Source organism: Streptomyces kurssanovii, from assembly GCF_040677245.1.
Taxonomy (GTDB): domain Bacteria; phylum Actinomycetota; class Actinomycetes; order Streptomycetales; family Streptomycetaceae; genus Streptomyces; species Streptomyces kurssanovii.
In genome coordinates this window covers 110,010-134,264 of the sequence record NZ_JBFAQK010000010.1, presented here as the reverse complement: position 1 = coordinate 134,264, position 24,255 = coordinate 110,010, and the positions used below count along the sequence as shown (strand labels likewise).

The window sequence follows — 24,255 nt, the reverse complement described above, 5'->3', positions numbered from 1 at the left end:
GCCATGCAGAGCCTGGCGATGATCGAGAACTGGCCGGTACCGACCGCGGCGGCCGCCGTCGTACGAGCGGACGGCACCGTCGCCGGTTCGCACGGCCCGACGGACCACCGCTTTCCCCTTGCCTCCGTGACGAAGCCGCTCGCCGCCTACGCGGCGCTCGTCGCGTACGAGGAGGGCGCGATCGAGCTCGACGAGCCGGCCGGCCCGGAGGGCGCCACCGTCCGGCACCTGCTGGCGCACACGTCGGGGCTGGCCTTCGACGAGCACCGGGCCATGGCGGCGCCCGGCACCCGCCGGCTGTACTCGAACGCCGGCTTCGAGGTGCTCGGGGACCACATCGCCAAGGCCACCGACATCCCGTTCGCCGACTATCTCCACCAGGCCGTGCTGGAGCCGCTCGGCATGACGTCCACCTCCCTGGACGGCTCCCCCGCCAAGGACGGTGTGTCGACCGTCGACGACCTCGCTCGGTTCGCGGCCGAGGTGCAGGCGCCGCGGCTGCTCGACGCGCGGACGGTGCTCGACGCCATGACGGTCGTCCACCCCGGCCTGTCCGGTGTGCTGCCCGGCTACGGCAATCAGAAGCCCAACGACTGGGGTCTCGGCTTCGAGATCCGTGACTCCAAGTCCCCCCACTGGACGGGTGGTTCGTCCTCACCGCGCACCTTCGGCCACTTCGGCCAGTCGGGCACGTTCCTGTGGATCGACCCGGACGCCCGGGCGGCGTGCGTGGCGCTCACCGACCGGGACTTCGGGCCGTGGGCGATCGAGGCGTGGCCGGCGTTCACGGACGCGGTGCTGGCGGAGCTGCGCGGCTGACCTGGCCGTCCCACCGACGGGTACGGCGGGATCAGCCCGTCTCCGAAGGGGTCACGGTCGGCGCCGGACGGCGGGCCCCGTTGTCGCACGTCGCGGCGGGCCGTGCGCCGTCCGTGCCCACCAGGACCACCGGCACACCGCCGTTGTCGCTCTCCGCGTAAGCGACGGTGCAGACGAGCTGCTGCCGGGCGACCCCGGTCAACGGGGTCAGCGGGGTGTCCAGAGTGAGCCTCGCTGTGCCCCCGGACACCTCGGTCCCCACCACGGTCGACGGATCGGGCAGCGACGGATCATTGCTCAGCCCGGCCCGTTTCTCGGCCGCGTTCGGGCCGGCCAGGAGGGCCGCGACCGTCTTGGCGGTCGACGGCGCCTTCGGGGCGGTGCCCGACTCCGGGCCGACGCCTCCGTCCCAGACCCTCGTGTCGACCGATCTCGGCGACGGCACCAGCAGGCCGTCCGGGGAGAGGAGGAACCCCATCATGCGGTGCTCGCGGGCCGGCAGGACGTCGAGCGTCGCCGGTCCGCCCGCCTCGATGACGTCCGTCTCCTGAATGCCGCAGCCGGTGAGCGCGAGCAGCGCCGCCAGGGCCGTCGCCGCGCGGATGCGCCGTCTCATGCCGTCGCCTCCTGGCTGTCGTGCGGCCCGTGCAGCGGGATCTCGACGGTGAGGACGGCCCCGCCGTCCGGTCCGTTCGCGGCCCGGATCGTCCCGCCGTGCAGGCGCACGTTCTCCTGGGTGATGGCCAGTCCCAGCCCGCTTCCGGTCGACCGGGTGCGGGCCGCGTCGGCCTTGTAGAACCGTTCGAAGATGTAGGGGAGCACCTCGGGCCGGATGCCCGGTCCGCTGTCGGCCACTTCGACGACCAGCAGTCCGCCCTGGACCGACAGCCGTACGGTGACGGGTTCGGAGCCGTGCCGCAGCGCGTTGCCGACCAGGTTGGCGACGACGACGTCGAAGCGCCGCGGATCGAGGCGTGCCCGGATGCCGTCGGGGAGGTCGGTGCGGACCCGCTCGCCCCAGCGGCGGTGGTCCAGGGTCTTGCGGACGGTCTCGCCGACGTCGACCTCGTCGGTGTTCAGTTCCGCCGCGCGGGCGTCGAACCGGGAGATCTCCATCAGGTCCTCGACCAGCACGGCGAGTTTGCCCGTCTCGGCGCTGATCAGCCGCACGGCCCGCGCGGTGTCCGGGTCCAGGCCGTCGGCGTCCTCGTCGAGCACCTCGGTGACGGCGAGCATCCCGGCCAGCGGGGTGCGCAGTTCGTGCGAGACGTCGGAGGCGAAGCGCCGGGCCCTCGCCTCCGCCTGCTGCAGTTCGTCCACGGACCGTTCGAGCTGGCCGGCGGACTCGTTGAACGTGCGGGCCAGGTCGGCGAGTTCGTCGCTGCCCCGGACCGGGATACGGGTGTCCAGCCGGCCGCTGCCCATCGAGCGGGCGGCGCGCCGCAGTTGGCGCACCGGACGCAGCACACCGCGCGCGGCGATCAGCGCGGGTATCAGAGCGACGGCGAGTCCGGGCAGAGCCCCGTCGCGGGCGGCGGTGACGAGGGCGTCGACGTTCGCCTCCTCGTCGGTCATCCGCATCACCGCGAACAGCACGAGTCCGCTGGGCATGCTGCTGCCGGGGCCGGTGCGCACCAGGACGGGCACCCCGACGGTCAGGTACGGAACGCCGTCGCTGACGACCCGTTGGAAGCTGCCCCGGGAGCGGGCGAGGGTCATGCGCCGCAGATCCGGCGTGATGACGGTCGATGCGGGGTTGGTGCCGGAGGACACGCGCAGCGATCCGTACTCGGCGAAGACGACCCAGGGGTGCGGCTTGGACTTGCTCGCGATGACGAAGAGGTACTCCCGGAGCAGAACCGGGTCGATCGGCAGCTCCGGGGCCAGGGTCTGGACCTGCTCGCGGAACGAGGCGACCGCGGTGTCCTGGGCGCTGGCCAGGACGGCGCTGCGCGCCTCGCGGTAGGTGAGGGTGGCGGTGGTCCCCGCGCTGACCGCGGCGACCAGCAGGAACGCGAGGACGAGGCGGGTGCGCAGCCCGAAGGGGGCGATCCGGCGGTCCCGGGGCGTGGGGCGGACGGCGCTGCCGGGACGTACATCGGCTGCGCCGGTCACGTCCGGGTCGGCGCTGCGCCGCCTGGCCCGGGCCGCGGCGCGGTCGCCGGTCACAGCGGTCCGAAGCGGTAGCCGAAGCCGCGCAGGGTCTGTATGTAGCGCGGACTGCCCGGCGTGTCCTCGATCTTGTTGCGCAGCCGCCGTACGCACGCGTCGACGAGCCGCGCGTCACCGTGGTAGCTGTGCTCCCAGACGTGTTCCAGGAGCTGCTGGCGGCTGAACACCTGCTCCGGCGCGGCGGTCAGGTGCAGGAGCAGCTTCATCTCGGAGGGTGCCAGCGCGAGGCGTTCGCCGTTCTTGGCGACGGTGAGCCCCGCGCGGTCGACGGCGAGTTCGCCGTGGAACTCGACGGACGGCCGGCCGCCGGGCGCCTCCATCCTGCGCAGCACGGCACGGATGCGGGCCTCGATGACCTCGGTGCGGGCGGGTTTGACGATGTAGTCGTCGGCGCCCGCCTCGAGGCCGATGACGACGTCGAAGTCGTCGCCGCGTGCGGTGAGCATGATGATCGGCAGCTGGCTGTCCTCCCGTACCCGGCGGCAGACCTGTACGCCGTTCATGCCGGGCAGCATCAGGTCCAGCAGCAGCAGGTCGGGCCGGAATTCGGCGAGCGCGGCGAGCCCGGACTCGCCGGTGGCGGCGGTCCGCACCTCGTGACCGCGGCGGCGCAGCCCGAGCTCGACCCCCTCGCGTACGGAGGGGTCGTCTTCGATGAGGAGGACGCGGGGCATCGGTGGGGCTCCAGGTCGTGATCAGCGGCGGGTGGGCAGGACGCGGCGCAGCCGGGCGACGGCGCCGGAGAGCAGCGCGTCGAGTTCGGTCAGCCGCAGCGGGCGGGCCAGCGCGGCGAACACCGCGGCGATGGCGAGCGTGCCCGCCGCGGCCTGGGCGGCGGGCCCGGCAGGCGCCGCCCACCGGGCCACGAGCAGGCCGAGTGCCGTGGCGGGCACGGCGGCGGTGAGCAGCCGGGCCTGGGCGGCGACGGTTCCGGACCGCCACATTCCGGCGGGGCGCACGGCCCCCGTCACCGGCGGCGCGAGACGCCGGCGCAGGACGGTGGCGGTCAGCAGCCAGCCGGCGAACAGGGCCAGCGAATAGGCGCCGGCGATCCCGGTGACGGCCCAGCGGGCGGGCAGCACCAGGTAGGCGGCCAGTGACAGGCCCGCGTTGAGGCCGGCGATCAGGAGGTTCAGAAGAAACGGCGTACGGGTGTCGGACAGCGCGTAGAACGACCGGGACAGCACGTACTGCCCGGAGAACGCGACGAGTCCGGGCGCGAAGGCCATGAGCGTGCCCGCCATGACGGCGATGTCGTCGGCGCCGGTGCGTCCGTACTGGAAGACGAGGGCCAGGACCGGCTGGGCGAGGGCGAGCAGGGCGCAGGCGGCGGGCACCACGAGGGCGGCGCTCTTGCGCTGGGCGTAGGCGATGTCCCGGCGCAGTCCGCCCGTGTCACCGTCGGCCGCGGCGGCGCTCATCCGGGGCAGCAGGGCGGTCATGAGGGAGACGGTGACGATGCCGTGCGGCACGGCCCACAGGATGTACGCGTTGTTGTAGGCGCTGAACCCGGCGCCCTCGATCCCGGCGGCCTGCGCCTGGAGCCCGGCGGTCGTGGCCAGCCGGGTCGTCACCCAGAACGCGGCCTGGTTGGTGAGCACGAGCAGCACCAGCCAGCCCGCGGAACGCATCGGCCGGGTCAGTCCGGCGCCGCGCCAGTCGAGGCGGGGCCGGAAGCGGAAGCGGGCCGTCCGCAGGGCGGGCAGCAGGGCGAGCGCCTGCACGGCGATGCCGGCGGTGGTGCCCCAGCCGAGGAGCGCCGTCTCGGACGGCGAGAGCCCGCCGCCGCTGCCGGTCACCAGGTACAGGCCGAACACGGCGATGACGACGACGTTGTTGAGGACGGGCGTCCACATCATGGCGCCGAACCGGCCCCGGGAGTTGAGCACCTGTCCCAGCAGGGTGAACACTCCGAGGAAGAAGATCTGCGGCAGGCAGTAGCGGGCGAAGGCGACCGTCATGGCGGCCTGTTCGCCGTCGTAGTCGGTGTAGGCGCCGATGATCGCGGGGGCGGCCCACACGGCGGCGCCGGTGAGCAGCAGCAGGGCGAGGACGCAGAGCGTGAGCAGCCGGTCGGTGTAGGCGGCCCCGCCGTCGGCGTGCTCCTTGGCCGCCTTGACGAGCTCGGGCACGAAGACGGCGTTGAGCGCGCCGCCGAGGAGGAGCATGTAGACGATGGTCGGGACGGCGTTGGCGACGGCGTACCCGTCGGCGACCAGACCGACGCCCAGCGCAGAGGCCACCACGGCGGACCGTACGAATCCGGTGGCCCGTGACACGAGGGAACCGGCCGCCATGAGGAGGCCGCTGCGCGCGACGGACCCGCCGTCGAGGGCCCGTTCCCCGCCCTGTTCGTGGCCTTGCTCCTGGCCGTGTTCCTGTCCCCGTTCCGGGCCCTGCTCCTTGAGAGCGGCAGCCGGACCGGCGTCGGCCGGGGTGCCGGCGGCGTTCGGCGCGGTGTCGGCGAGGCGGCTCACCGGCGGGCCAGATAGGCCTGGAACGCGCGGTACAGCGCGTGGTTGGCGGTGCCGTCCAACGGTCTCTCCCATTCCCCCAGCGTCTCGACGACCTCGCCGCCGGTGCCGAGCTTCCAGCGCAGCAGCCCGTACGGACGGTCGTCGGGGTCGAGGGTGGAGGGTACCCCGCGCATGTCGTAGACGTCGGCGCCGAGTGCCTTGGCGTCCAGAAGCATCCGCCACTGCAGCAGGTTGGAGGGGCGGACCTCGCGGCGGTGGTCGGCGGAGGCGCCGGTCTGGTACCAGACGCGGCGCCCCACATGGATCATGGTGTGCGCGGCGAGGATCTCGCCACCGTGGCGGGCGAGGTACAGCTTCATCCGGCCGGGCTCCTCCGCGTTGAGGGCCGCGTACTGGCGCTCGTAGTACGCGAGCGACCGCCCGAGCCGGAAACCGTCGCGTTCCTCCGTGATGCGCAGCAGCCGGTAGAACTCGGGCAGGTCGGCCGCGCTGCCGACCACCACCTCCACGCCGGACTTCTGCGCCCGCCGGACGTTGCGCCGCCACTCCTGGTTCAGCCCGGACCACAGGTCCTCCTGGGTACGCCCGGCGAGCGGGACCCGGAAGACGTGGCGCGGCTGCGCGTCACCGTCCTCCTCGCCGCCGCACCGCTGCCAGCCCCGGGCCCGCAGCCGCTCCGCGACCGCCGTGCCCAGCGGGTCCACCTCGCTCGCGAGGACGTCGGACAGCCGGCGCCCCGGCCCCGTCGCCGCCTTCAGCCTGGCCGCACCCCAACTGCGGTACGCGGGCGACGGCCCGATCCGTACGGCGAAGGCGCCCGCCGCCCGCAGATGCCGCAGCAGCGGGTCGAGCCAGGCGTCGATGCCGGGGTCGGCCCAGTCGGCGACGGGCCCCTCCGGCAGGTAGGCGAAGAACTTGCGCGTGCGGGGCAGTTGGCGCAGCAGGACGAGCGCGGCACCGGTCAGCGCGCCGGAGGCCGGATCGGGCCCCCAGCCGACGAGCCGGGACTGCCAGCCCTCCTTGACCTGCGCCCAGGACGGGCACTGGAGGAACCCGGTGCCGAGGTCGGAGCCGGTGCGGGACGCGATGAACGCGCGGTACGTCGCGGCGTCGACGGACCCCAGCGGTGATTCCTGGCCGCGGGCGGCGGCCGGCACGAGCAGCGCTGACACGGTGTGAGCCTCTCTCTGGGGGACGCCGAGGATGCTCACAGCCGTCCGTGACCGCTCCGCGCGGCTGATGTGACCGGACGATGACCGTTCGCCTGCAGTCGCTGTCACATCGCCGCAGCGCCTCTCACCTGCGCTTCTGCCGCTCTAGAGTCGCCACGATCCCACTCATCGACCACTGACGGAGGCTCCGTTGAGCCACATACGTGTGCGCATCGCGGCGGCCGCGGTGCTGCTCGCCCCGCTCGCCGCCTGCTCGTCCGGATCGGGCACGTCCGCCGCGGACGGCAAGGCCGGAGCATCGGCGGCGGCCGAGGACCGCCCCGCGACGGTGACCGTTTCCCCGAAGGGCAAGGCCGTGCGGGCCGGCGTGCCGGTGACGGTCACCGCGACCGGCGGCACGCTCGCCTCGGTCACCGTCACCGATGCCGAGGGCCGCGGCCTCACGGGCAAGCTCTCCAAGGACAAGGCGAGTTGGACCTCGCTGCGCAAGGCCGTGCCCGGCGCCTCGTACAAGGTCACCGCCGTGACGGCCACCCAAGCCGGCACGAGGAAGACGGCGACCTCCACGTTCACGACCGCGTCGGCCGACAAGGTCAACAAGGTCGACTGGCGGCCCGGCGCCGCCACGACCGCCGGCATCGCCCAGCCCGTCTCCCTCGTCTTCGACCACCCGGTCACGGACAAGGCCGCCGTCGAGAAGCAGCTGAAGATCACCACCTCCGTCAGCACGGAGGGCTCCTGGGGCTGGATGGAGGACTACTCCGGCCGCGACCGGATCGACTGGCGCCCCAAGGAGTACTGGAAGCCCGGCACCAAGGTCACCCTCCGGGCCGAGCTGAACGGCACCGACTCCGGCGACGGCGGCTGGTTCGTCCGCGACTACGCGACCACGTTCACGATCGGCGCGAGCCAGGTCGTCAAGGTCGACCTCGACCGCAAGCGGCTCACCCTGGAGCGGGACGGGAAGGCGGTCCGTACGATCCCGGTCTCCGGCGGCACCCCCGGCGGCGACAAGCGCTCCTGGCGCGGGACGACGGTCCTGATGGCCAAGGAGGGCACGATCAACATGAACTCCGAAACGGTCGGCCTCGCCGACGCCTACGACAAGATGGTCGACTTCTCGATGCGCCTCACCTGGTCGGGGATGTACGCCCACGCGGCGCCCTGGAACGACCGGTGGATGGGCAAGGCCAACAGGAGTTCGGGCTGCATCGGCATGAGCGACGCGAACGCCGCCTGGTTCTACGCCCAGGTCCGCCCTGGCGACCCCTTCGAGATCACCGGCAAGGACACCAAGGGCGTCCCGGCGCCCGGCAACGGCTTCGGCGCCTGGAACGTGCCGTGGGCCGAGTGGCAGACGCTCAGCGCACTGCGCTGAGCCGTTCACGGACCGTCCCCCGGCCTTGACGCGTGCCGGTGCGGCTTCCGGCCGCAGCACTGCGGCCCCGTACCTTCGCGCTTCGGGTACGGGGCCGCGGCGTTTCGCGGGACGGGTCGGGCTATTCCTGTAGGGCCGTCCGGCGCTTCCACCAGATCAGTCCGCCGCCCAGGGCCGCGAGCGCGGCGGCGATGCCCGCGATCAGGCCGATGGGGGTGTCGGAACCGGTGTCGGCGAGGTCACCGTCCGGGTCGGGGTCGTTCTGGCCGCCGGTGTTACCGCCCGTGGCGGGCGGCGTGGAGGGGTCGGGTCCGGGGGTGGTCGGCTTGTCGGTCGGCTCGCCCGGCTCGGTCGGAGTCGGAGTCGGCGTCGGGTCCGGTCCCGGCTCGTCACCGCCTCCGCCGGTATCGGTGGAGGTCGTGTTGCCGCCCAGGAGCAGCACGTTGCCGTCGTCGTCCTTGGCGTTGTCGGTGAGGGTCTTCACCGACGTCTGTGTCTGCCGGGGAAGGTTGCTGTGCCCGGTGGTGAACTCGGTCTTGCTGATGTTGCGCTTCGGCTGCTTGGAGAAGTCGACGCCGCCGACGATGTAGACCATCACGCCTTCGTCGGTGTCCACGTCGTACTGGAACTCGCCGTTGAGGAAGATGTCGCGGTACTTCTTGAACAGCTCGTTCTTGTCCCAGTTCTGGTTGGGAGCGCGCAGCGGCCACGACGTCACGTCGTTGCTGTTGATGATCGAGCGATAGTCGGTGGGCGTCTTCGCGTCCTGGAGACGGATCCACTCGGCGGCCACGCGGGCCGTGTAGACGCGGCGCAGATCCGCGTACTGCGGCGCGGTGTTGATGGTCTTCTCGACCTCGGGGACGATCATCTGGTCGATGACCCGCTGTGCCTGGTCCCGTTCGGCCTTGGTCGGGTCGCAGATCTGGTCGCCGCCGGGGTCGGTGGTGAAGTCCTGCGGGGTGGACTCCAGCTTCAGGGGGGCGTCGAGGATGTAGATGCCGCCGTCCTGCTCGCGTACGGTCGCGGTCTTCGGCTCGATCCAGTTGCGGATCCCGGTGAAGCACGGGCGGCCGTTCACCTTGGGCAGGGACGCCCAGAACCGCTTGCCGAGATCGGTCTTGGGGTCCATCGCCTTGAAGAAGTCGTGCTTCATCCGGAGGTCGGCCTCGAGGAGGATCCGGCCGGCGTCGGTCTTCCCGAACCGGGCGTCCATGACCCTGTTGGGCTCGTCCGGGTTGAGGTTCACCCAGAACTTGTCCGGTGTCAGCGCCAGCCAGGTCAGGAAGGCGTCCGAGATGAGCTGCGCCTTCTCCTTGCCGCCCCAGCCGGACTTCTCCTCGGGGTCTTCCTCGGCGGAGAAGCCGTAGTCCAGCCCCTCGCCCTTGACGGGCTCACCGACATAACGAAGTTCGAGGGTGGTGAAGTCCACGCCGCCCGCACCTCGGGGCGAGAGCCGACCGGGGTCAGCGGCGTTCTTCTTGTTCAGGAACTCGGCCATGGTCTTGGGGCTGGGGCGGGACTCACGGATCAGGTCGTTCGCGCCGCCGCCCGTGGTGGGGGGCTTTCCGGGGGGCTGCATGTTGGTCGACTTCGCGCGCACACCGCCGCTGGGCGCCTTCTCGACCTTGTCCGAGCGGTAGTTGTACTCCGTGACGCGGCCCGGAGCGTTCTTGCTCAGTTCCTGCTTCAGGGTGGCCGCCGATTTCTCCTGCGGCTGTCCGTAGACGTACTTCATGGTCGACTGGCGCCAGTTCTTGTCCTTCGACCACGCGATGTCCTTGGGCTTCTGCTTGGGGTCGGGCTGCCCGTTGGACTTGATCTCCAGGATCTGCTTGGTCTTGGTGTTGTAGGCGTCGAGCTGCCTGCGGTACGTCTTCTTGGTGTCCGGGTCCGTGAATTCCACCTCCTTCTGGCAGATCCACTCCGGTCCGATCAGCCCGTGGTCCTTGATGACCTTCTTCTCGAACGCCTTGCCGCGCGGGTCGTTGCCGGAGTTGCGGATCAGCCGGACGTCGCGCCAGTGGGACCAGTCACCCCACGCCTCCTTGTTGGCCTTCCGTGCCTGCAGCCACGCCCAGTAGATGCGGTCTTTCGGCTCGGACTTCGGCGGCTGCTTCTCCAGGTCCTCCAGCCGGTCGATGACCTCCTGGCCGGGCGGTTCAAGGCCGTCCCACTGCTTGCCCGGGTTCACGTAGTCGTACGTGTCCCAGTGGGCCTTGGCCCGGGAGGCGTCGAACTCCGGGAGTTCGGCGATGGCCTGGATGTCGTCGGCGAGGTCGAAGTAGTCCTTGCAAGGAATGCCCTTGTCCAGCGGCTTCGGGGCCGCGTCCGCGTCGCCGGTCAGGCCGGGCAGCCCGGTGAGGGCGAGGCCCAATGCCGCGACGACGGCAGCGGCGGAGGCCAGACGTGCCCGGACGCGTAAACGTATCGGTTTCAAGCTCTTCTGTCCCTGCTCCTGGGGGCTGTGGGACGGGTACGGTGCGGTGTGAGCCCCCGTGACATGACACCGCCAACGGGGCTCACCATAGGTACCCAACTCCTGGGAACACCAAGAGGTTTGGCGTCCGACACGCCGATCGCTTCACGGCGGCCCCTGACCTAGGGCCTCTCGTTTGGATCATGCCGGGCTCGCGGGCCCTGGCACGCACGCTCGCCGCGTTGTCGTCAGTCGGCATGGCTCCGCCATGCCTCCTTCCTCCGCCTTGCGATCGCACGCACCAGACCCCGCTCGCTGATCCGGCCTGATCCAAACGAAAGGCCCTAGGCTCGCCCCATGAGCACGAATCCGCGTGTCGCCTGGCGGCAGTCCGCCCTCCGGATAACCCGCGTCCACCCGCCCTACCGCGCCCCCTACGACCAGCACACGATCCGCCACGCACCGGCCCACGACCCGGTCCGCGCCCGCGCCGTCGTCGACGAGCTCTCCACCGTCGCCACCGTCGCCGAAGAACTCGGGACCGTGCTCCGCCGGAACCTGGACCACCCCCGGCGCGTCGGCGACCTCGACCAGGTCGCCGTCGGATGCTGGGGCGACATCGTCCAGATCAGCGACCCGGCCTTCGGTGAGGACGGCATCCTCTCCACCAACCTCGACGCCGCGTTCGACGCCCAGGTCAAAGCTCACCCCGAGGCCCGCATCACCGCCGTCTGCGAGATGTACTCGGCCGAGACCTACGGCAAGTACCTGGCCCATGTCCCTGGGCAGCCGCGCCTCTCCGCCGACGGCTGGGACGACCAGGACGTCACCGGCGACCCCGCGCAGCTCCTGCGCGCCGTCGGCGTCGGTCCCGGCGACCCGGGGAGCGAGTACCTCGACACCGACCAGGACGAGCCCTTCATCGGCGTCGAGTACCTCGACCTCCTCGCCTGCGGTCTGCACTCCGACTACGTCCGGGAGAACCTGATGGTGTCCGTCTTCAAGGTCACTCGCACCGAGGACGTCCAGGACGCCATCGACGATGTCTGGCGCGAGGACTGACGGCATCCGGTGCGTGGACCGGGGCCGGCCCGCTTCACCGGGCGTGGCCGGCACGTGCGGGGTCTCGTAGTCCAGGCCGAGCAGCCCCGCGGGCAGCCGGCGAGGACCGCTCACCGCCCGTCCGTGCCCGCTGGTTTCGCCGCACACTCGAACCACACCGCCTTGCCGGCCCCCGCCGGGCGCTCCTCCACGCCCCACCGGTCCGTGACCGCCTCGACCAGCAGCAGCCCCCGCCCGCCCTCGGCCGTCAGATCCGCGCGGGCCGAGCGGGGAAGAACCGGCGAGGCGTCCGAGACCTCCACCCGCACGCCGCCGTCCTGGAGCAGGATCAGCGTCTGACAACGCCGCCCGGGCACATGCCGTACGACGTTCGCGATCAGCTCCGTCAGCGCCAGCTCGGCCGCCTCGGCCACCTCCAGCAGGTCCCAGCTCGTGAGGTACGCGCGCAGGATGCGACGCAGGTGCCGGGCCGAGTGCGCGCCGACGGCGAAGTCGGCGCGGTAGCCGGGCTGCTCGTCGGTTACGTGATTCATGGCACCACCTTGCGACCACCCGGCTACGCTCGGCTACGTAACGAACCGAACGCCGCGAGGCGTTGCAGGCCGGAGGTGCCGACCGTGGTGAACATCCAGTCGCTCGACCCCAGCGCTTCCCCACTGGACTACTACGGCTGGGAACTCCGCCGCCAACGCGAGGCCCACGGCCTCAAACAGGCCCAGCTCGGCGACATCATCTTCTGCACGGGCTCACTGATCGGCCAGATCGAGACCACGAAGAAGGTCCCCACCCGCGACTTCTCGGAGCGAGTGGACGCCGCCCTCGGCACGGACGGGGTCTTCTCACGCCTGGTCGGCCTGGTCCTGCGCAGTCAACTGCCCAACTGGTTCCAGCCGTACGCGGAGATGGAGGCCAAGGCGGCGTACATCTCCACGTATCAGGCACAGTTGGTGTACGGACTGTTGCAGACGGAGGAGTACGCGCGGGCGGTGCTGACGGCGGGCAGTCCCGTGGACCTGGAAAGCCTGCTGGCGGCCCGAATGGAGCGCCAGCGGATTCTGGAGCGCGCGCACCCGCCGCTGGCCTGGGCGGTGTTGGACGAAGCGGTGCTGCTCCGGCCGATCGGCGGCGCGGACGTGATGCGCAGGCAACTGGCGCGCCTGTTGGAGTACGTCGACCACCGCTGGATGCGCATCCAGGTGCTGCCGCTTGCCGCCGGTGAACATCCCGGCCTCGCCGGATCGTTCACCGTCCTGCGCTTCGAGGACCACCCGGACGTCTTCTACACGGAGGACATGATGTCCGGTCACATGACGGCCAACCCGGAGACCATCAAGGAGGCCAGCCTCCATTACGCTCACTTGCAGGCCGCCGCCCTCTCCGTGAGGGACTCGGCGGCGCTGATCGCCCGCGTGATGGAGGAACGCTATGGAGACCGGCCCGAGCAAGGCGCAATGGCGTAAGTCCAGCTACAGCGGCCCGAACGGCGGCGAGTGCGTCGAGGTCGCGGACGGTTGCCCGACCGCCGCCGTGCCGGTCCGTGACAGCAAGAACCCCGACGGCCCGGTCGTGGTCGTCGGCGCGAGCGCCTGGCGGGCGTTCATCGACGGCCTGCGGTAACCAGCCGAGGGCAGGGTCCACCTCCACGCACTACTTCGGCGACCGGACCCCCTGAGCGTCGGCACGCTGTTGTTCCACTGGCAGGCCCGACCCGTGGCCCGCAGCCGCTCAGCCGGCCGCCATCTCCCACAGCAGCACCTCCGCCGCGTCGGCCGCGGCCAGCTCCAGGCCCTCCGCGTCCGTGATCCGCGCCGCGTCCCCCGGCCCCAACTCGTCGGCGGCGAGCCGCACACGGCCCCGTACCACGTGCGCGTACACGTACGGCGCGTCCGGGACCGCCGTCCGCTCGCCCGCGGTGAGCCGGCGCGCGTGCAGCATCGCGCCAGCCTCGGGCAGGGCGTACGGCGTCGAGTCGGCGATACCGCGCACGATCTCGTACGACGGCTCGCCACCCGGCCGTAGCGGTGCCAGCCACATCTGTACGAACACCAGCGGCGCATCGCCGTCGTTGCGCTCCACATGCCGCACCCCGCCCGCCGAGCTGAGCCGCTGCACATCGCCGGGGCGGACGACGGTGGCGTGCCCGGCGGTGTCGCGGTGGGTGAGCTCGCCCTCGACGACCCAGGTGACGATCTCCGTGTGGCTGTGCGGATGCTCGTCGAACCCGGCGCCGGGAGCGAGCCGCTCCTCGTTGCAGGCCAGGATCGCGCCGAAGCGGAGGTTGCCGGGGTCGTAGTGCCGCCCGAAGGAGAAGGCGTGCAGGGACTCGATGCCGGCCGCGGGGTCGCCGCCTGTGTAGCGCTCACCGGCGCGCCGAACGGATATCACGCCACCACGGTAGCCGGGAACCATCGGGCGACGACGGGATGAACAAGAACCCCGCCCCCCGGCCCCCGCGTCCTGATAAGGCACTCTTGTCCCGTGCCCGAACCTGCAGCGAACTCCTCCCACCCGCACTCCGCGACCCTGCGCCGCCTCGAGCAGTCCTCCGGCCGGCTCGCCGCGAACGCGATCGCCCGCATGGACCAGTCGCTGCCCTGGTACCGGGCCATGCCACCGGAGAACCGGTCGTGGATCGGGCTGGTCGCCCAGGCCGGTATCGCCGCTTTCACCGAATGGTTCCGGCACCCGGAGACCCCGCAGGCCATCTCGACCGACGTCTTCGGCACCGCCCCGCGCGAGCTGACCCGGGCGATCACCCTGCGCCAGACCGTGGAGATGGTGCGCACCACCATCGAGGTCATGGAGGCGGCGATCGAGGAGGTCGCCGCCCCCGGCGACGAGTCCGTCCTGCGTGAGGCACTGCTCGTCTACGCACGGGAGATCGCCTTCGCCACCGCCCAGGTCTACGCGCAGGCCGCCGAGGCCCGCGGCGCGTGGGACGCCCGCCTCGAATCGCTCGTCGTCAACGCGGTGCTGTCCGGCGAGGCCGACGAGGGCGCGGTCTCCCGCGCCGCGGCGCTCGGCTGGAACTCGCCCGAGCATGTGTGTGTGATCCTCGGCACCGCGCCCGACGGGGACAGCGAGCTGACCGTCGAAGCCATCCGCCGCGCCGCCCGGCACGCCAAGCTCCAGGTGCTGACGGGCGTGCTCGGCGACCGGCTCGTCGTCATCGCCGGCGGCAGCGACAACCCGCTGCACGTCGCCAAGGCCCTCATCGGCCCCTACGCGGCGGGCCCCGTCGTCGCCGGCCCGATCGTGCCCGACCTGCTGGCGGCGACCCGCTCCGCACAGGCCGCCGCCGCCGGCCTCAAGGCGTGCTCGGCCTGGCAGGACGCCCCGCGGCCGGTTCTCGCGGACGATCTGCTGCCGGAACGCGCCATCGCCTCCGACCCTTCTGCGCGTGAGCAGTTGGTGGAGGAGATCTACAGACCGCTGGAGGAAGCCGGCTCGGCCCTCCTGGAAACTCTGAGTGTCTATCTGGAGCAGGCGAGCAGCCTCGAGGGCGCCGCCAGAATGCTCTTCGTCCACCCCAACACCGTGCGCTACCGGCTCCGACGTGTGACGGACGTCACCGGCTGGTCACCCTCCGACGTGCGTTCGGCGTTCACGCTGCGAATCGCGCTGATCCTGGGGCGTCTGGCCGACGGGGATGCCCAGCCCTAGACTTTTGTTGAACACCGACAATTCCCCTGACGGTTCTTCGTCCCTGTCCCCACGGGCGGGAGAGGCCGTCCACAAGAGAGAGTGTGAGGGTGCTCGTACTCGTCGCTCCCGGCCAAGGCGCTCAGACGCCCGGCTTCCTGACTCCCTGGCTCGACCTCCCCGGCGCCGCCGACCGCATCGCGGCCTGGTCGGACGCCATCGGGCTCGACCTTGCCCACTACGGCACCAAGGCCGACGCGGACGAGATCCGCGACACCGCCGTTGCGCAGCCCCTCCTCGTCGCCGCCGGACTGCTGTCCGCGTCGGCGCTCGGTGAGGTGGCTCCCGGCGCGGTCGCCGGACACAGCGTCGGAGAGATCACCGCCGCCGCGTTCGCGGGTGTCGTCGACGACACCTCCGCGCTGAAGCTCGTACGGGCCCGCGGCCTGGCGATGGCAGAGGCCGCCGCGATCACGAAGACCGGCATGTCGGCCATCCTCGGCGGCGAGGCCGACACTGTCGTGGCGCACCTCGAGAAGCTCGGCCTCACCCCGGCCAACGTGAACGGCGCCGGACAGATCGTCGCCGCCGGCACCGCCGAGCAGCTCGCCGCACTCGCGGAGGACAAGCCGGAAGGCGTCCGCCGTGTCCTGCCGCTCCAGGTGGCCGGCGCGTTCCACACTCATCACATGGCACCCGCCGTCGCGAAGCTCGAGGAGGCCGCGAAGGCCCTCACGGTCTCCGCCCCGGCGGTTCCGTACGTCTCGAACAAGGACGGGCAGATCGTCGCCGACGGCGCCGACGTCATCTCCCGTCTCGTGGGTCAGGTCGCCAACCCGGTCCGGTGGGACCTGTGCATGGAGACCTTCAAGGAGCAGGGCGTCACCGCCCTGATCGAGGTCTGCCCCGGCGGCACGCTCACGGGCCTCGCCAAGCGCGCCCTGCCGGGCGTGCGGACGTTGGCGCTGAAGACCCCCGACGACCTCGACGCGGCCCGCGCGCTCGTCGCCGAGCTTTCAGCCTGACAAGGAGCCGTAGAGCATGTCGAAGATCAAGCCCAGCAAGGGCGCCCCGTACGCACGCATCCTGGGTGTCGGCGGCTACCGTCCGACCCGGGTCGTGCCCAACGAGGTGATCCTCGAGAAGATCGACTCCTCCGACGAGTGGATCCGCTCCCGCTCCGGTATCACCACCCGCCACTGGGCCTCCCCCGAGGAGACCGTGACCGCGATGTCGGTCGAGGCGTCGGGCAAGGCGATCGCGGACGCCGGGATCACCGCCGACCAGATCGGCGCCGTCGTGGTCTCCACCGTCTCGCACTTCAAGCAGACCCCGGCCGTGGCCACCGAGATCGCCGACAAGGTCGGCGCGGGCAAGCCCGCCGCGTTCGACATCTCCGCGGGCTGCGCGGGCTTCGGCTACGGCCTCACCCTCGCCAAGGGCATGATCGTCGAGGGCTCCGCGGAGTACGTGCTCGTCATCGGCGTCGAGCGGCTCAGCGACCTGACCGACCTGGAGGACCGCGCGACGGCCTTCCTGTTCGGTGACGGCGCGGGCGCGGTCGTCGTCGGCCCGTCCGACGAGCCGCACATCGGCCCCACGGTCTGGGGCTCCGAGGGCGACAAGTCCGAGACGATCAAGCAGACCGTGCCGTGGAACGACTTCCACCTCGGCGACGTGTCCCGCCTGCCGCTCAACGAGCGCGGCGAGGTCAAGTTCCCCGCCATCACGCAGGAGGGCCAGGCGGTGTTCCGCTGGGCCGTCTTCGAGATGGCGAAGGTCGCGCAGCAGGCGCTCGACGCCGCCGGCATCAGCGCGGCCGACCTGGACGTCTTCATCCCGCACCAGGCCAATATGCGGATCATCGACTCGATGGTGAAGACCCTGAAGCTGCCGGAGCACGTCACGGTCGCCCGCGACGTGGAAACCACCGGCAACACCTCGGCCGCCTCGATCCCGCTCGCTATGGAGCGGCTCCTGGCGACCGGACAGGCGAAGAGCGGCGACACAGCGCTCGTCATCGGCTTCGGGGCGGGTCTCGTCTACGCCGCGACGGTCGTTACCCTCCCCTAGGCACCGTACGGATCTTCCGGACGGCTGCTGCCACACCCTCTGATACACACCGAAGGAGCGCCACCATGGCCGCCACGCAGGAAGAGATCGTCAAGGGTCTCGCCGAGATCGTCAACGAGATCGCCGGTATCCCGACCGAGGACGTCCAGCTGGACAAGTCCTTCACCGACGACCTCGACGTCGACTCGCTGTCCATGGTCGAGGTCGTCGTCGCCGCCGAAGAGCGCTTCGACGTCAAGATCCCCGACGAGGACGTCAAGAACCTGAAGACCGTCGGCGACGCCGCGGACTACATCGCAAAGCACCAGGCCTGAGTCTCACGTCGCGTTTGTCGCCACTCTCCGGTGGCGCCGTGAAAATTCAGCACCCTCTACACGTGGAGAAAGAATTCCTGTGAACTCGACCAATCGCACCGTGGTCGTCACCGGTATCGGCGCAACCACACCGTTGGGTGGCGACAGCGCATCGACCTGGGAAGGTCTCATCGCCGGGCGTTCCGGTGTGAAGCTGCTCGAGGGGGAGCGCTTCGCCGACCTGCCGGTGAAGATCGCGGCGACCGCCGCGGTCGACCCGGGCGAGGTTCTGCCGCGCCCGCTGGCCCGACGGCTGGACCGCTCCGCGCAGTTCGCGCTGATCGCGGCCCGCGAGGCGTGGGCCGACGCCGGCTACACCGCCCCCGCCGGCGAGGACGGGGCGATCGCCCCGGCCCGTCTCGGCACCGTCATCGCCTCCGGTATCGGCGGCGTGACGACCCTGCTCGACCAGTACGACGTGCTCAAGGAGAAGGGCGTACGCCGCGTCTCCCCGCACACCGTTCCCATGCTGATGCCCAACGGCCCCTCCGCCAACGTCGGCCTCGAGGTGAACGCCCAGGCGGGCGTGCACACCCCGGTCTCGGCGTGCGCGTCGGGCGCCGAGGCGATCGGCTACGCCGTCGAGATGATCCGCACCGGCCGTGCCGACGTGGTCGTCGCCGGCGGCACCGAGGCGGCGATCCACCCGCTGCCGATCGCGGCCTTCGCCAACATGATGGCGATGTCCAAGAACAACGACGAGCCGACGAAGGCCTCGCGCCCCTACGACACGACCCGCGACGGCTTCGTCCTCGGCGAGGGCGCGGGCGTCGTCATCCTGGAGTCGGCCGAGCACGCCGCCGCGCGCGGCGCGAAGGTCTACTGCGAGGTGCTGGGCCAGGGCCTGTCCGCGGACAGCCACCACATCGCGCAGCCGGAGCCGACCGGCCGCGGGATCGCGGCGGCGCTGCGGAACCTGCTCGAGACCACGGACCTCAAGCCGTCCGAGGTCGTGCACCTCAACGCGCACGCGACGTCGACGCCGCAGGGTGACGTGGCCGAGATCAAGGCGCTGCGCAGCGTGCTGGGCGACGACCTGGACCACGTCGCGGTCTCCGCGACCAAGTCCATGACCGGTCATCTGCTCGGCGGCGCGGGCGGCATCGAGACGGTGGCGACGGTGCTCGCCCTCCACCACCGCACGGCCCCGCCGACGATCAACGTCGACGAGCTCGACGAGTCGGTGGACGCGGACATCGTGCGCGGCGAGCCGCGGGCGCTGCCGGAGGGCACGATCGCGGCGATCAACAACTCGTTCGGCTTCGGCGGCCACAACGTGGTGCTGGCGTTCCGCACGGTCTGACCTGCCTGATCACACACGCGCGAGGCCCGCGCCCCTCTTGGGGCGCGGGCCTCTGCTCTTTCCCCCACCCCGCCCCTTCCCGCTGTACCGACGTGCGGCTCCGCCGCGTGGCGGGCTCCGCCCGGACCCGTGCCGCGCTTCACGCGGTGCCCTCGATCTCCCCCTACGGCCTGGCGACCGCGGGAGGTGCCCCCAGCCGGACCGGCTTTCGCTCCGCGAAACCAGCCCCGCCGGGATACGCAGGGGCCCCGGTGGTGCGCGCGGAGCGCGGCGCCGGTCCGGGCGAAGCCCGGTGGTGCGTCCAGGCGAAGCCCGGTGGTGCGTCCAGGCGAAGCCTTGGGTGGCGCAGCCGCACAGGGCTTGGCCGGAGCGGCGCGCAGCCGCACATCGGTACAGCGGGGCCGCTTTCCAGCCTCGCCGGCGTTTGAGGCGCGGGGGCAACTCCGGCATCTCCGGCGCCCAAAGCACGGGCCACTCAAGCCCCGTCGGCGATCGAGGCGCGGGCGCAACCCCGGCCCGGCGCAGAGCCTCGGCCCAAGGCGACCCGATCCCTGCCGGAACTCACGCACGGGGTCGCTTTCCAGCCCCGCCGGCGCTTGAGGCGCAGGGGCAACTCCGGCATCTCCGGCGCCCGAAGCACGGGCCACTCAAGCCCCGCCGGCGATCGAGGCGCGGGGCACACCGGCATCTCCGGTGATCGAGGTGCGGGGGGCGGAGCCCCCGAAAGCCGTGGGCCCCCGTAGGGGCTACCGCCTCAGACCACCTGGTGGAGCCACCGGACCGGCGCTCCCTCACCCGCATACCGGAACGGCTCCAGCTCGTCGTCCCACGGCTTCCCGAGCAGCTTCGCGATCTCCGCCTCGAGGTCCGTCTCGCCCTGCGCGGACCGCGCCAGCGCCGCCCGCAGGCGGTCCTCGGGCACGAGGATGTCGCCGTGCATGCCGGTCACCGCGTGGAAGATCCCGAGGTCCGGCGTGGCGCTGTAGCGCTCGCCCTCGGCGGTCGCGCACGGCTCCGCCGTCACCTCGAAGCGCAGTAGGTGCCAACCACGCAGCGCGGACGCCAGCTTGGAGGCGGTGCCCACCTCACCCCGCCAGGAGAATTCCGCTCTCCAGGTGCCGGGCGATGCGGGCTGGCGGATCCAGTCCAGCTGGACCCGTACGCCGAGCACGCCCGCGACCGCCCATTCGACGTGCGGGCACAGCGCGCGCGGTGCGGAGTGAACGTACAGAACGCCACGTGTCGTCACCGGGACCTCCAGTGTGGGACGAGGATCGCCTTCCCAGCGGCCTCAGTAAACAGCATCGGGAACAAGTCTCCGCAAAAGGGACGGCATGTGACGAGATGTAATTTACCGGCGCCGATGGGCGAGGTGGGCCTCTGGGTCGACGTGGCAAAAGTTACCGTGCGGAACGCACCGAGGGGTGACGTAATGTCGGTCCTGGGGCCCGTACGCACCAAGCTTTCACTCGGCAGGAGGTCGGATGCCGGGTTTGTGGAGGGGAAAGTGACCTTGCGACAGCGGAGCCGGAGGTTCCGGGCACGCGTCGGCGTGGCCGCCGCGCTCGCCACCGCCGCGCTGGCGGCGGGAGTGCTGGCGGCATGTGACTCGCCGTCAGCATCTTCCGGCCGGGATCCGTCGGCGACGTCCGCGCGTCCTTCCCCGAGCCCGAGCCCGACCCGCGTGTGGGACAGCAGTCCGCGCTCGCTCGCCGCGGTCGGCGACTCCATCACCCGTGGGTTCGACGCGTGCATGATCCTCGCCGACTGCCCGGAGGTGTCGTGGGCGACCGGTACGGACACCACGGTGAACAGCCTCGCCCTGCGCCTGCTCGGACCGTCCGCCATGGCGGAGCGCAGCTGGAACCTCGCCCGTTCCGGTGCCGACGCCTCCGACCTGCCGGAGCAGATGGCCCGGGCCGCGGCCCACAAGCCGGAACTGGTCACGGTGATGGTCGGCGCGAACGACGCCTGCGCGGACACCGTGGACCGTATGACCCCCGTCGAGGACTTCCGGGCCTCCCTGGAGGCCGCCATGGCGACGCTGCGCAAGGACGCCCCGAAGGCTCAGGTCTACGTCTCCAGCGTTCCGGACCTCAAGCGGCTGTGGTCGGCCGGGCGCGGCGACGCGCTGGGCAGCCGGATATGGGAACTGGGCATCTGCGCCTCGATGCTCGGCGACGCGCAGGACCTCAGCGTCCAGGCTCAGCGGCGCAGGGACACCGTCCAGCAGCGGGTCGTCGCGTACAACGGCGTTCTCGAGGACGTGTGCGCCGAGGACGACCGCTGCCGGTACGACGGCGGCGCGGTCTTCGACTACCGCTTCACGGGCGAGCAGTTGAGCCGCTGGGACTGGTTCCATCCCAGCAGGGACGGCCAGCAGCGGCTGGCGGAGATCGCCTACCGCAACATCACGGCCGCCCAGGCGCCGCGCGCCGGGTCCTAGGCAGGAGGCCGCCTTCCCCCACCGCGGCCGGACGGCGATACTTCCGCCACCCGACGAAAGGTTTCCCGTGCCCCGGATACGCGCCCGCCTGGACGTACTTGGTGTCGCCCTGCTCGCCTCCGCCGCGCTCACGCTCACGGCGTCCCCGCTCGCTTCTGCCGCCCCCTCCCCCGCCGCCGTCCCGCTCACGGTCGAGGAGCAGCGGCTCGGACGGGCCGTACCGCAGGAGATCCTGCGGCGCAGCGGATTCGACTCCACGGCACCGGACTTCGTCCGGGCTCTGGAGGGCACGGCGTCGTACCGGCAGGCGGAGCGGATCGTCGTACGCCACGGGTCGGCGCTGTGGCAGCGGGCCGTGGACCGGGCGCAGGGCAGGGGTGCGGCACGGGGCGACCTGAGCCGGGACGACGACCGCCCGCTGTACTGGGCGCGGCTCGGGATGACGGCCGGTCTGCGGCAGTGGCAGCCCGCGTTCGACATGACCGCCGGGCAGCGGGCGCGGCTGCTGGAGGGCCTGGAACGGTCCTCGCGCGGCCAGGACTCGATGGACTTCCCGCCCGGCAAGGGCGTCAAGCGGATCGTGATGACGGGCTTCGACCCGTTCACGCTCGACCGGGACATCCGTATCAGCAACCCGTCCGGCGCGACCGCGCTCGCCCTCGACGGCACCTGGATCCGCACGGCGGACGGGCCGGCGAGGATCGAGACGGCCGTCTTCCCGGTGCGCTGGCAGGACTTCACCGACGGCACGGTCGAACGGACCCTCGAGGCCCGGCTCCCGGAGGCCGACCTGTTCACGACGGTCAGTCAGGGCCGGGTGGGCCGTATCGACATCGAGCGTTTCAACGGGGCCTGGCGGGGCGGCTTCCCGGACAACGACAACGTCTCCCGCCGGGAGACCGTGCCGGTGTCCGATCCCGCCTCGCAGCCCCAGTGGACGCCGACCTCGCTCCCGTACAAGGCGATCACGGCCGCGGACACGGGTCGCTTCCCGGTCTACGACAACACCTCCGTGACCGAGATACCGGCCGGTCAGAGCGCCCCGGTCACCCGGACGGACGGCCCGACGCCGGGCTCGACCGCGCGGGCCGGAGGCGGCGGCGACTATCTGTCCAACGAGATCGCCTACCGCGCGACCCTGTTGCGCGACCGCCTCGGCCTGGACATCCCCGGCGGTCATGTGCACACCCCGGTGCTCCAGTTCGCGGCGGACAACACGACGCGGATCACCGACCCGGAGTTCGTCCGCAACCGGCTGGACATCATCGCCCAGGTGCGCGAGATCATCCGGGTGGCTGCCGAGAACGACGGGACGGGATGACGGACACATGAAGATCGCGGCGGGACAGTTCACGTCGGTACCCGGCGACATCGGGGCGAACGTCGACAGCATGCGGGGGCTGGTGCGGGCGGCGGCCGGGCAAGGGGCCGCCCTGGTCGCCTTCTGCGAGCTGGCGGTCACCGGCTACGACCTGGACCTGATCGCCGGACGCCCCGAGCTGTGGCTGTCCGAGGACGATCGCCGGCTCGAACCGCTGCGGGAGGCGTGCCGTGCGACGTCGACCGCGGCACTCGTCGGCTGCGCGGCCCGCACGTCCGGGCCCCGCCCCACGATCGCGGCGCTGGTGATCGGCCCGGACGGCGAGCTGCTGGCCCGCTACGACAAGACGCATCTGTACGGCGAGGAGAACGACGTCTTCACGGCCGGTACGCGGGACGGCCGTTTCACCCTCGACGGCGTCCGGTTCGCGGTGGCGGTCTGCTACGACAACCGCTTCCCCGACGTGGCGGAGCGGGCGAAGGCCGACGGATGCCGGGTGTATGTGGCCAGTTCGGTGCTCGACGAGCACAACGACTCGTTCGAGCGGGTCTATCCGGTCCGGGCCAGGGACAACGCGCTGCCGGTGCTGCTCGCCAACGCGATGGGGCCCTCCGGCGTCGGTGACTGCCTGGGCGGCAGCGCGGTCTGGGGGCCGGACGGCGTGCTGCTCGCCACGGCGGGCACCGAGGCCCCCGCCCTCGCGGTGGCGCGGATCCCGGCCGGCCGGCTCGCCGCCGGGCCGGACCGGGCCGCGTCGGCCCATAGCCCGGGCGGCTAGTCCGCCTTGCGGAACGTGTACGGGCCCGGCTGCGCCGGCGCGGGGTCGGCGGCCGGGTCCGGCACGAGGTCCCGGGCCATCAGCGTCGCGCCCGCCACCGCGCCCGGCATCAGGAAGACCGCGACGAACGGGACGATGAACGCCAGCGTCAGCGGCACGCCGAAGCCGAGCGTGCGCATCCGGCGGCCCCTCAGAAGGGCGAGGCGTTCCTTCAGTTCGATACCGCGCCGCTGGAGGGCCACCGCGGTCAGCTCCTCCGCGAGGAAGAAGCCGGAGACGCAGAAGCCGATCACCGGGACCACCGTCTGCCCGACGACCGGGATGAAGCCGCAGGCGAAGAGCAGCACGCCGTAGCAGACCACGCGCAGCACGACCCGAAGCGAGTCCCTGGCGGAGATCCACAGTTCGCGCCAGAGCGGCAGCCCGGAGTGGGGCACGTCGCCGCCCTCCGAGCGGTCGACCTGCTCGGAGAGGTTCTCGTAGAAGGGCTGGCCGACCAGGAGCGTCACGGCCGTGAAGGTGATGACGGCCACGAACAGCCCGAAGGCGAACAGCAGTGCGGTGAGCGTGCCGCGGAAGATGCCGAGCCAGGGCGAGGACCAGTCGTCGGCGAAGGGTGTCGCCCAGGCCGTCACGTCGTCCGCGCCGAGGACGAGACCGACGAGTGCCGCCGTGTAGAGCAGCAGGGTCACGAGTCCGGGCAGCAGGCCGAAACCGAACCACCGGCCGTGGCCGGCGACCCAGCGCTGGCCCTTCATCAAGTACCCGAAACCCACCCCGAGATCACGCATACGCACACCTTATCGGGGTGCCTCTTGTTGTTCGGCGGCCGAACCGGTA

Annotated in this window: 23 protein-coding genes; 13 read left to right on the top strand and 10 right to left on the bottom strand. The window is 71.6% G+C overall.

Translation table 11 applies throughout. The features are described 5' to 3' along the window. The first annotated feature begins 3 nt into the window (after positions 1–3). Positions 4–819 carry a serine hydrolase domain-containing protein gene (locus tag AB0K36_RS11015; RefSeq protein WP_364591377.1) on the top strand — a complete coding sequence of 272 codons (816 nt, stop codon included), beginning with the start codon at positions 4–6 and terminating at the stop codon, positions 817–819. Between the two features lie 31 nt (positions 820–850). On the opposite strand, the gene AB0K36_RS11010 is transcribed toward AB0K36_RS11015, so the two are convergent. The 5 genes from AB0K36_RS11010 to AB0K36_RS10990 form a co-directional block, all read right to left on the bottom strand. Next, on the bottom strand, positions 851–1,435 hold the full coding sequence (locus AB0K36_RS11010; RefSeq protein WP_364591374.1) for a hypothetical protein: 585 nt from the start codon (positions 1,433–1,435) through the stop codon (positions 851–853). Continuing rightward, a complete protein-coding gene (locus tag AB0K36_RS11005) occupies positions 1,432–2,934 on the bottom strand; it encodes a sensor histidine kinase (protein ID WP_435877835.1) in 1,503 nt (500 codons plus the stop codon). Before AB0K36_RS11005 ends, AB0K36_RS11010 begins: the two co-directional genes overlap by 4 nt. 50 nt (positions 2,935–2,984) lie before the next feature. After that, entirely contained in the window at positions 2,985–3,665 is a 681-nt protein-coding gene (locus tag AB0K36_RS11000) for a response regulator (protein ID WP_364591371.1), read from the bottom strand. A 21-nt stretch (positions 3,666–3,686) separates the two neighbouring features. After that, the gene (murJ, locus tag AB0K36_RS10995) at positions 3,687–5,288 is read right to left on the bottom strand and encodes a murein biosynthesis integral membrane protein MurJ (protein ID WP_435877834.1); all 1,602 of its coding nucleotides are present in this window, start codon (positions 5,286–5,288) and stop codon (positions 3,687–3,689) included. Between the two features lie 176 nt (positions 5,289–5,464). After that, on the bottom strand, positions 5,465–6,640 hold the full coding sequence (locus AB0K36_RS10990; protein WP_364591365.1) for a lipid II:glycine glycyltransferase FemX: 1,176 nt from the start codon (positions 6,638–6,640) through the stop codon (positions 5,465–5,467). Positions 6,641–6,830: 190 nt separating this feature from the next. On the opposite strand from AB0K36_RS10990, the gene AB0K36_RS10985 reads away from it, so the two are divergent. Next, complete coding sequence (locus AB0K36_RS10985) at positions 6,831–8,018, top strand: L,D-transpeptidase family protein (protein WP_364591362.1); 1,188 nt, start codon at positions 6,831–6,833, stop codon at positions 8,016–8,018. Positions 8,019–8,139: 121 nt separating this feature from the next. Here the strand turns inward: AB0K36_RS10985 and AB0K36_RS10980 are convergent, their stop codons facing one another. Next, the gene (locus tag AB0K36_RS10980) at positions 8,140–10,458 is read right to left on the bottom strand and encodes an LPXTG cell wall anchor domain-containing protein (protein WP_364591359.1); all 2,319 of its coding nucleotides are present in this window, start codon (positions 10,456–10,458) and stop codon (positions 8,140–8,142) included. 336 nt (positions 10,459–10,794) lie between these two features. On the opposite strand from AB0K36_RS10980, the gene AB0K36_RS10975 reads away from it, so the two are divergent. Then, positions 10,795–11,499: a DUF6333 family protein gene (locus AB0K36_RS10975; RefSeq protein ID WP_364591356.1), complete on the top strand. Its 705-nt coding sequence runs from the start codon at positions 10,795–10,797 to the stop codon at positions 11,497–11,499. 110 nt (positions 11,500–11,609) lie between these two features. Here the strand turns inward: AB0K36_RS10975 and AB0K36_RS10970 are convergent, their stop codons facing one another. Beyond that, positions 11,610–12,032, bottom strand: coding sequence for an ATP-binding protein (locus AB0K36_RS10970; RefSeq protein ID WP_364591353.1), 423 nt, complete (start codon positions 12,030–12,032; stop codon positions 11,610–11,612). An 84-nt stretch (positions 12,033–12,116) separates the two neighbouring features. Between AB0K36_RS10970 and AB0K36_RS10965 the strand changes: the two genes are divergently transcribed. Both AB0K36_RS10965 and AB0K36_RS10960 read left to right on the top strand, forming a co-directional pair. Then, positions 12,117–12,959, top strand: a complete 843-nt coding sequence (locus AB0K36_RS10965; RefSeq protein ID WP_364591350.1) for a helix-turn-helix domain-containing protein — start codon at positions 12,117–12,119, stop codon at positions 12,957–12,959. After that, entirely contained in the window at positions 12,925–13,116 is a 192-nt protein-coding gene (locus AB0K36_RS10960) for a DUF397 domain-containing protein (RefSeq protein WP_364591347.1), read from the top strand. The genes AB0K36_RS10965 and AB0K36_RS10960 overlap by 35 nt, the downstream gene beginning before the upstream one ends. 108 nt (positions 13,117–13,224) lie before the next feature. Here AB0K36_RS10960 and AB0K36_RS10955 read toward each other — a convergent pair whose 3' ends face one another. Then, the gene (locus AB0K36_RS10955; RefSeq protein ID WP_364591344.1) at positions 13,225–13,884 is read right to left on the bottom strand and encodes a pirin family protein; all 660 of its coding nucleotides are present in this window, start codon (positions 13,882–13,884) and stop codon (positions 13,225–13,227) included. A 93-nt stretch (positions 13,885–13,977) separates the two neighbouring features. Between AB0K36_RS10955 and AB0K36_RS10950 the strand changes: the two genes are divergently transcribed. The 5 genes from AB0K36_RS10950 (at position 13,978) to AB0K36_RS10930 (ending at position 18,870) form a co-directional block, all read left to right on the top strand. Next, complete coding sequence (locus AB0K36_RS10950; protein WP_005318100.1) at positions 13,978–15,162, top strand: PucR family transcriptional regulator; 1,185 nt, start codon at positions 13,978–13,980, stop codon at positions 15,160–15,162. An 89-nt stretch (positions 15,163–15,251) separates the two neighbouring features. Then, positions 15,252–16,166 carry an ACP S-malonyltransferase gene (locus tag AB0K36_RS10945; RefSeq protein ID WP_364591445.1) on the top strand — a complete coding sequence of 305 codons (915 nt, stop codon included), beginning with the start codon at positions 15,252–15,254 and terminating at the stop codon, positions 16,164–16,166. Between the two features lie 16 nt (positions 16,167–16,182). Further along, positions 16,183–17,214 (top strand): ketoacyl-ACP synthase III, encoded by a 1,032-nt coding sequence (locus AB0K36_RS10940; protein WP_189468137.1) that lies wholly within the window; start codon positions 16,183–16,185, stop codon positions 17,212–17,214. 65 nt (positions 17,215–17,279) lie between these two features. Beyond that, a complete protein-coding gene (locus AB0K36_RS10935) occupies positions 17,280–17,528 on the top strand; it encodes an acyl carrier protein (RefSeq protein WP_005318091.1) in 249 nt (82 codons plus the stop codon). Positions 17,529–17,607: 79 nt separating this feature from the next. Continuing rightward, positions 17,608–18,870 (top strand): beta-ketoacyl-[acyl-carrier-protein] synthase family protein, encoded by a 1,263-nt coding sequence (locus AB0K36_RS10930; protein ID WP_364591340.1) that lies wholly within the window; start codon positions 17,608–17,610, stop codon positions 18,868–18,870. A gap of 754 nt (positions 18,871–19,624) precedes the next feature. On the opposite strand, the gene AB0K36_RS10925 is transcribed toward AB0K36_RS10930, so the two are convergent. Then, on the bottom strand, positions 19,625–20,119 hold the full coding sequence (locus AB0K36_RS10925; protein WP_360038601.1) for a DUF3145 domain-containing protein: 495 nt from the start codon (positions 20,117–20,119) through the stop codon (positions 19,625–19,627). 264 nt (positions 20,120–20,383) lie between these two features. Between AB0K36_RS10925 and AB0K36_RS10920 the strand changes: the two genes are divergently transcribed. From AB0K36_RS10920 to AB0K36_RS10910, 3 genes are all read left to right on the top strand, one after another. After that, on the top strand, positions 20,384–21,316 hold the full coding sequence (locus AB0K36_RS10920) for an SGNH/GDSL hydrolase family protein (protein WP_364591442.1): 933 nt from the start codon (positions 20,384–20,386) through the stop codon (positions 21,314–21,316). A 67-nt stretch (positions 21,317–21,383) separates the two neighbouring features. After that, complete coding sequence (locus AB0K36_RS10915) at positions 21,384–22,637, top strand: pyroglutamyl-peptidase I (RefSeq protein ID WP_364591337.1); 1,254 nt, start codon at positions 21,384–21,386, stop codon at positions 22,635–22,637. 7 nt (positions 22,638–22,644) lie between these two features. Continuing rightward, positions 22,645–23,415, top strand: coding sequence for a carbon-nitrogen hydrolase family protein (locus AB0K36_RS10910; protein ID WP_364591334.1), 771 nt, complete (start codon positions 22,645–22,647; stop codon positions 23,413–23,415). On the opposite strand, the gene AB0K36_RS10905 is transcribed toward AB0K36_RS10910, so the two are convergent. Then, positions 23,412–24,206: an EI24 domain-containing protein gene (locus AB0K36_RS10905; RefSeq protein WP_364591331.1), complete on the bottom strand. Its 795-nt coding sequence runs from the start codon at positions 24,204–24,206 to the stop codon at positions 23,412–23,414. The genes AB0K36_RS10910 and AB0K36_RS10905 overlap by 4 nt on opposite strands. Between the last annotated feature and the right edge of the window lie 49 nt (positions 24,207–24,255).

Excerpts from the sequence above, each read along its gene's own strand:
- murJ (WP_435877834.1), bottom strand. The coding sequence starts at position 5,288 with ATGGCGGCCGGTTCCCTCGTGTCACGGGCCACCGGATTCGTACGGTCC.
- AB0K36_RS10970 (WP_364591353.1), bottom strand. The coding sequence starts at position 12,032 with ATGAATCACGTAACCGACGAGCAGCCCGGCTACCGCGCCGACTTCGCC.
- AB0K36_RS10960 (WP_364591347.1), top strand. The coding sequence starts at position 12,925 with ATGGAGACCGGCCCGAGCAAGGCGCAATGGCGTAAGTCCAGCTACAGC.
- AB0K36_RS10905 (WP_364591331.1), bottom strand. The coding sequence starts at position 24,206 with ATGCGTGATCTCGGGGTGGGTTTCGGGTACTTGATGAAGGGCCAGCGC.
- AB0K36_RS11000 (WP_364591371.1), bottom strand. The coding sequence starts at position 3,665 with ATGCCCCGCGTCCTCCTCATCGAAGACGACCCCTCCGTACGCGAGGGG.
- AB0K36_RS10940 (WP_189468137.1), top strand. The coding sequence starts at position 16,183 with ATGTCGAAGATCAAGCCCAGCAAGGGCGCCCCGTACGCACGCATCCTG.
- AB0K36_RS10975 (WP_364591356.1), top strand. The coding sequence starts at position 10,795 with ATGAGCACGAATCCGCGTGTCGCCTGGCGGCAGTCCGCCCTCCGGATA.
- AB0K36_RS11010 (WP_364591374.1), bottom strand. The coding sequence starts at position 1,435 with ATGAGACGGCGCATCCGCGCGGCGACGGCCCTGGCGGCGCTGCTCGCG.
- AB0K36_RS10935 (WP_005318091.1), top strand. The coding sequence starts at position 17,280 with ATGGCCGCCACGCAGGAAGAGATCGTCAAGGGTCTCGCCGAGATCGTC.
- AB0K36_RS10910 (WP_364591334.1), top strand. The coding sequence starts at position 22,645 with ATGAAGATCGCGGCGGGACAGTTCACGTCGGTACCCGGCGACATCGGG.
- AB0K36_RS11015 (WP_364591377.1), top strand. The coding sequence starts at position 4 with ATGCAGAGCCTGGCGATGATCGAGAACTGGCCGGTACCGACCGCGGCG.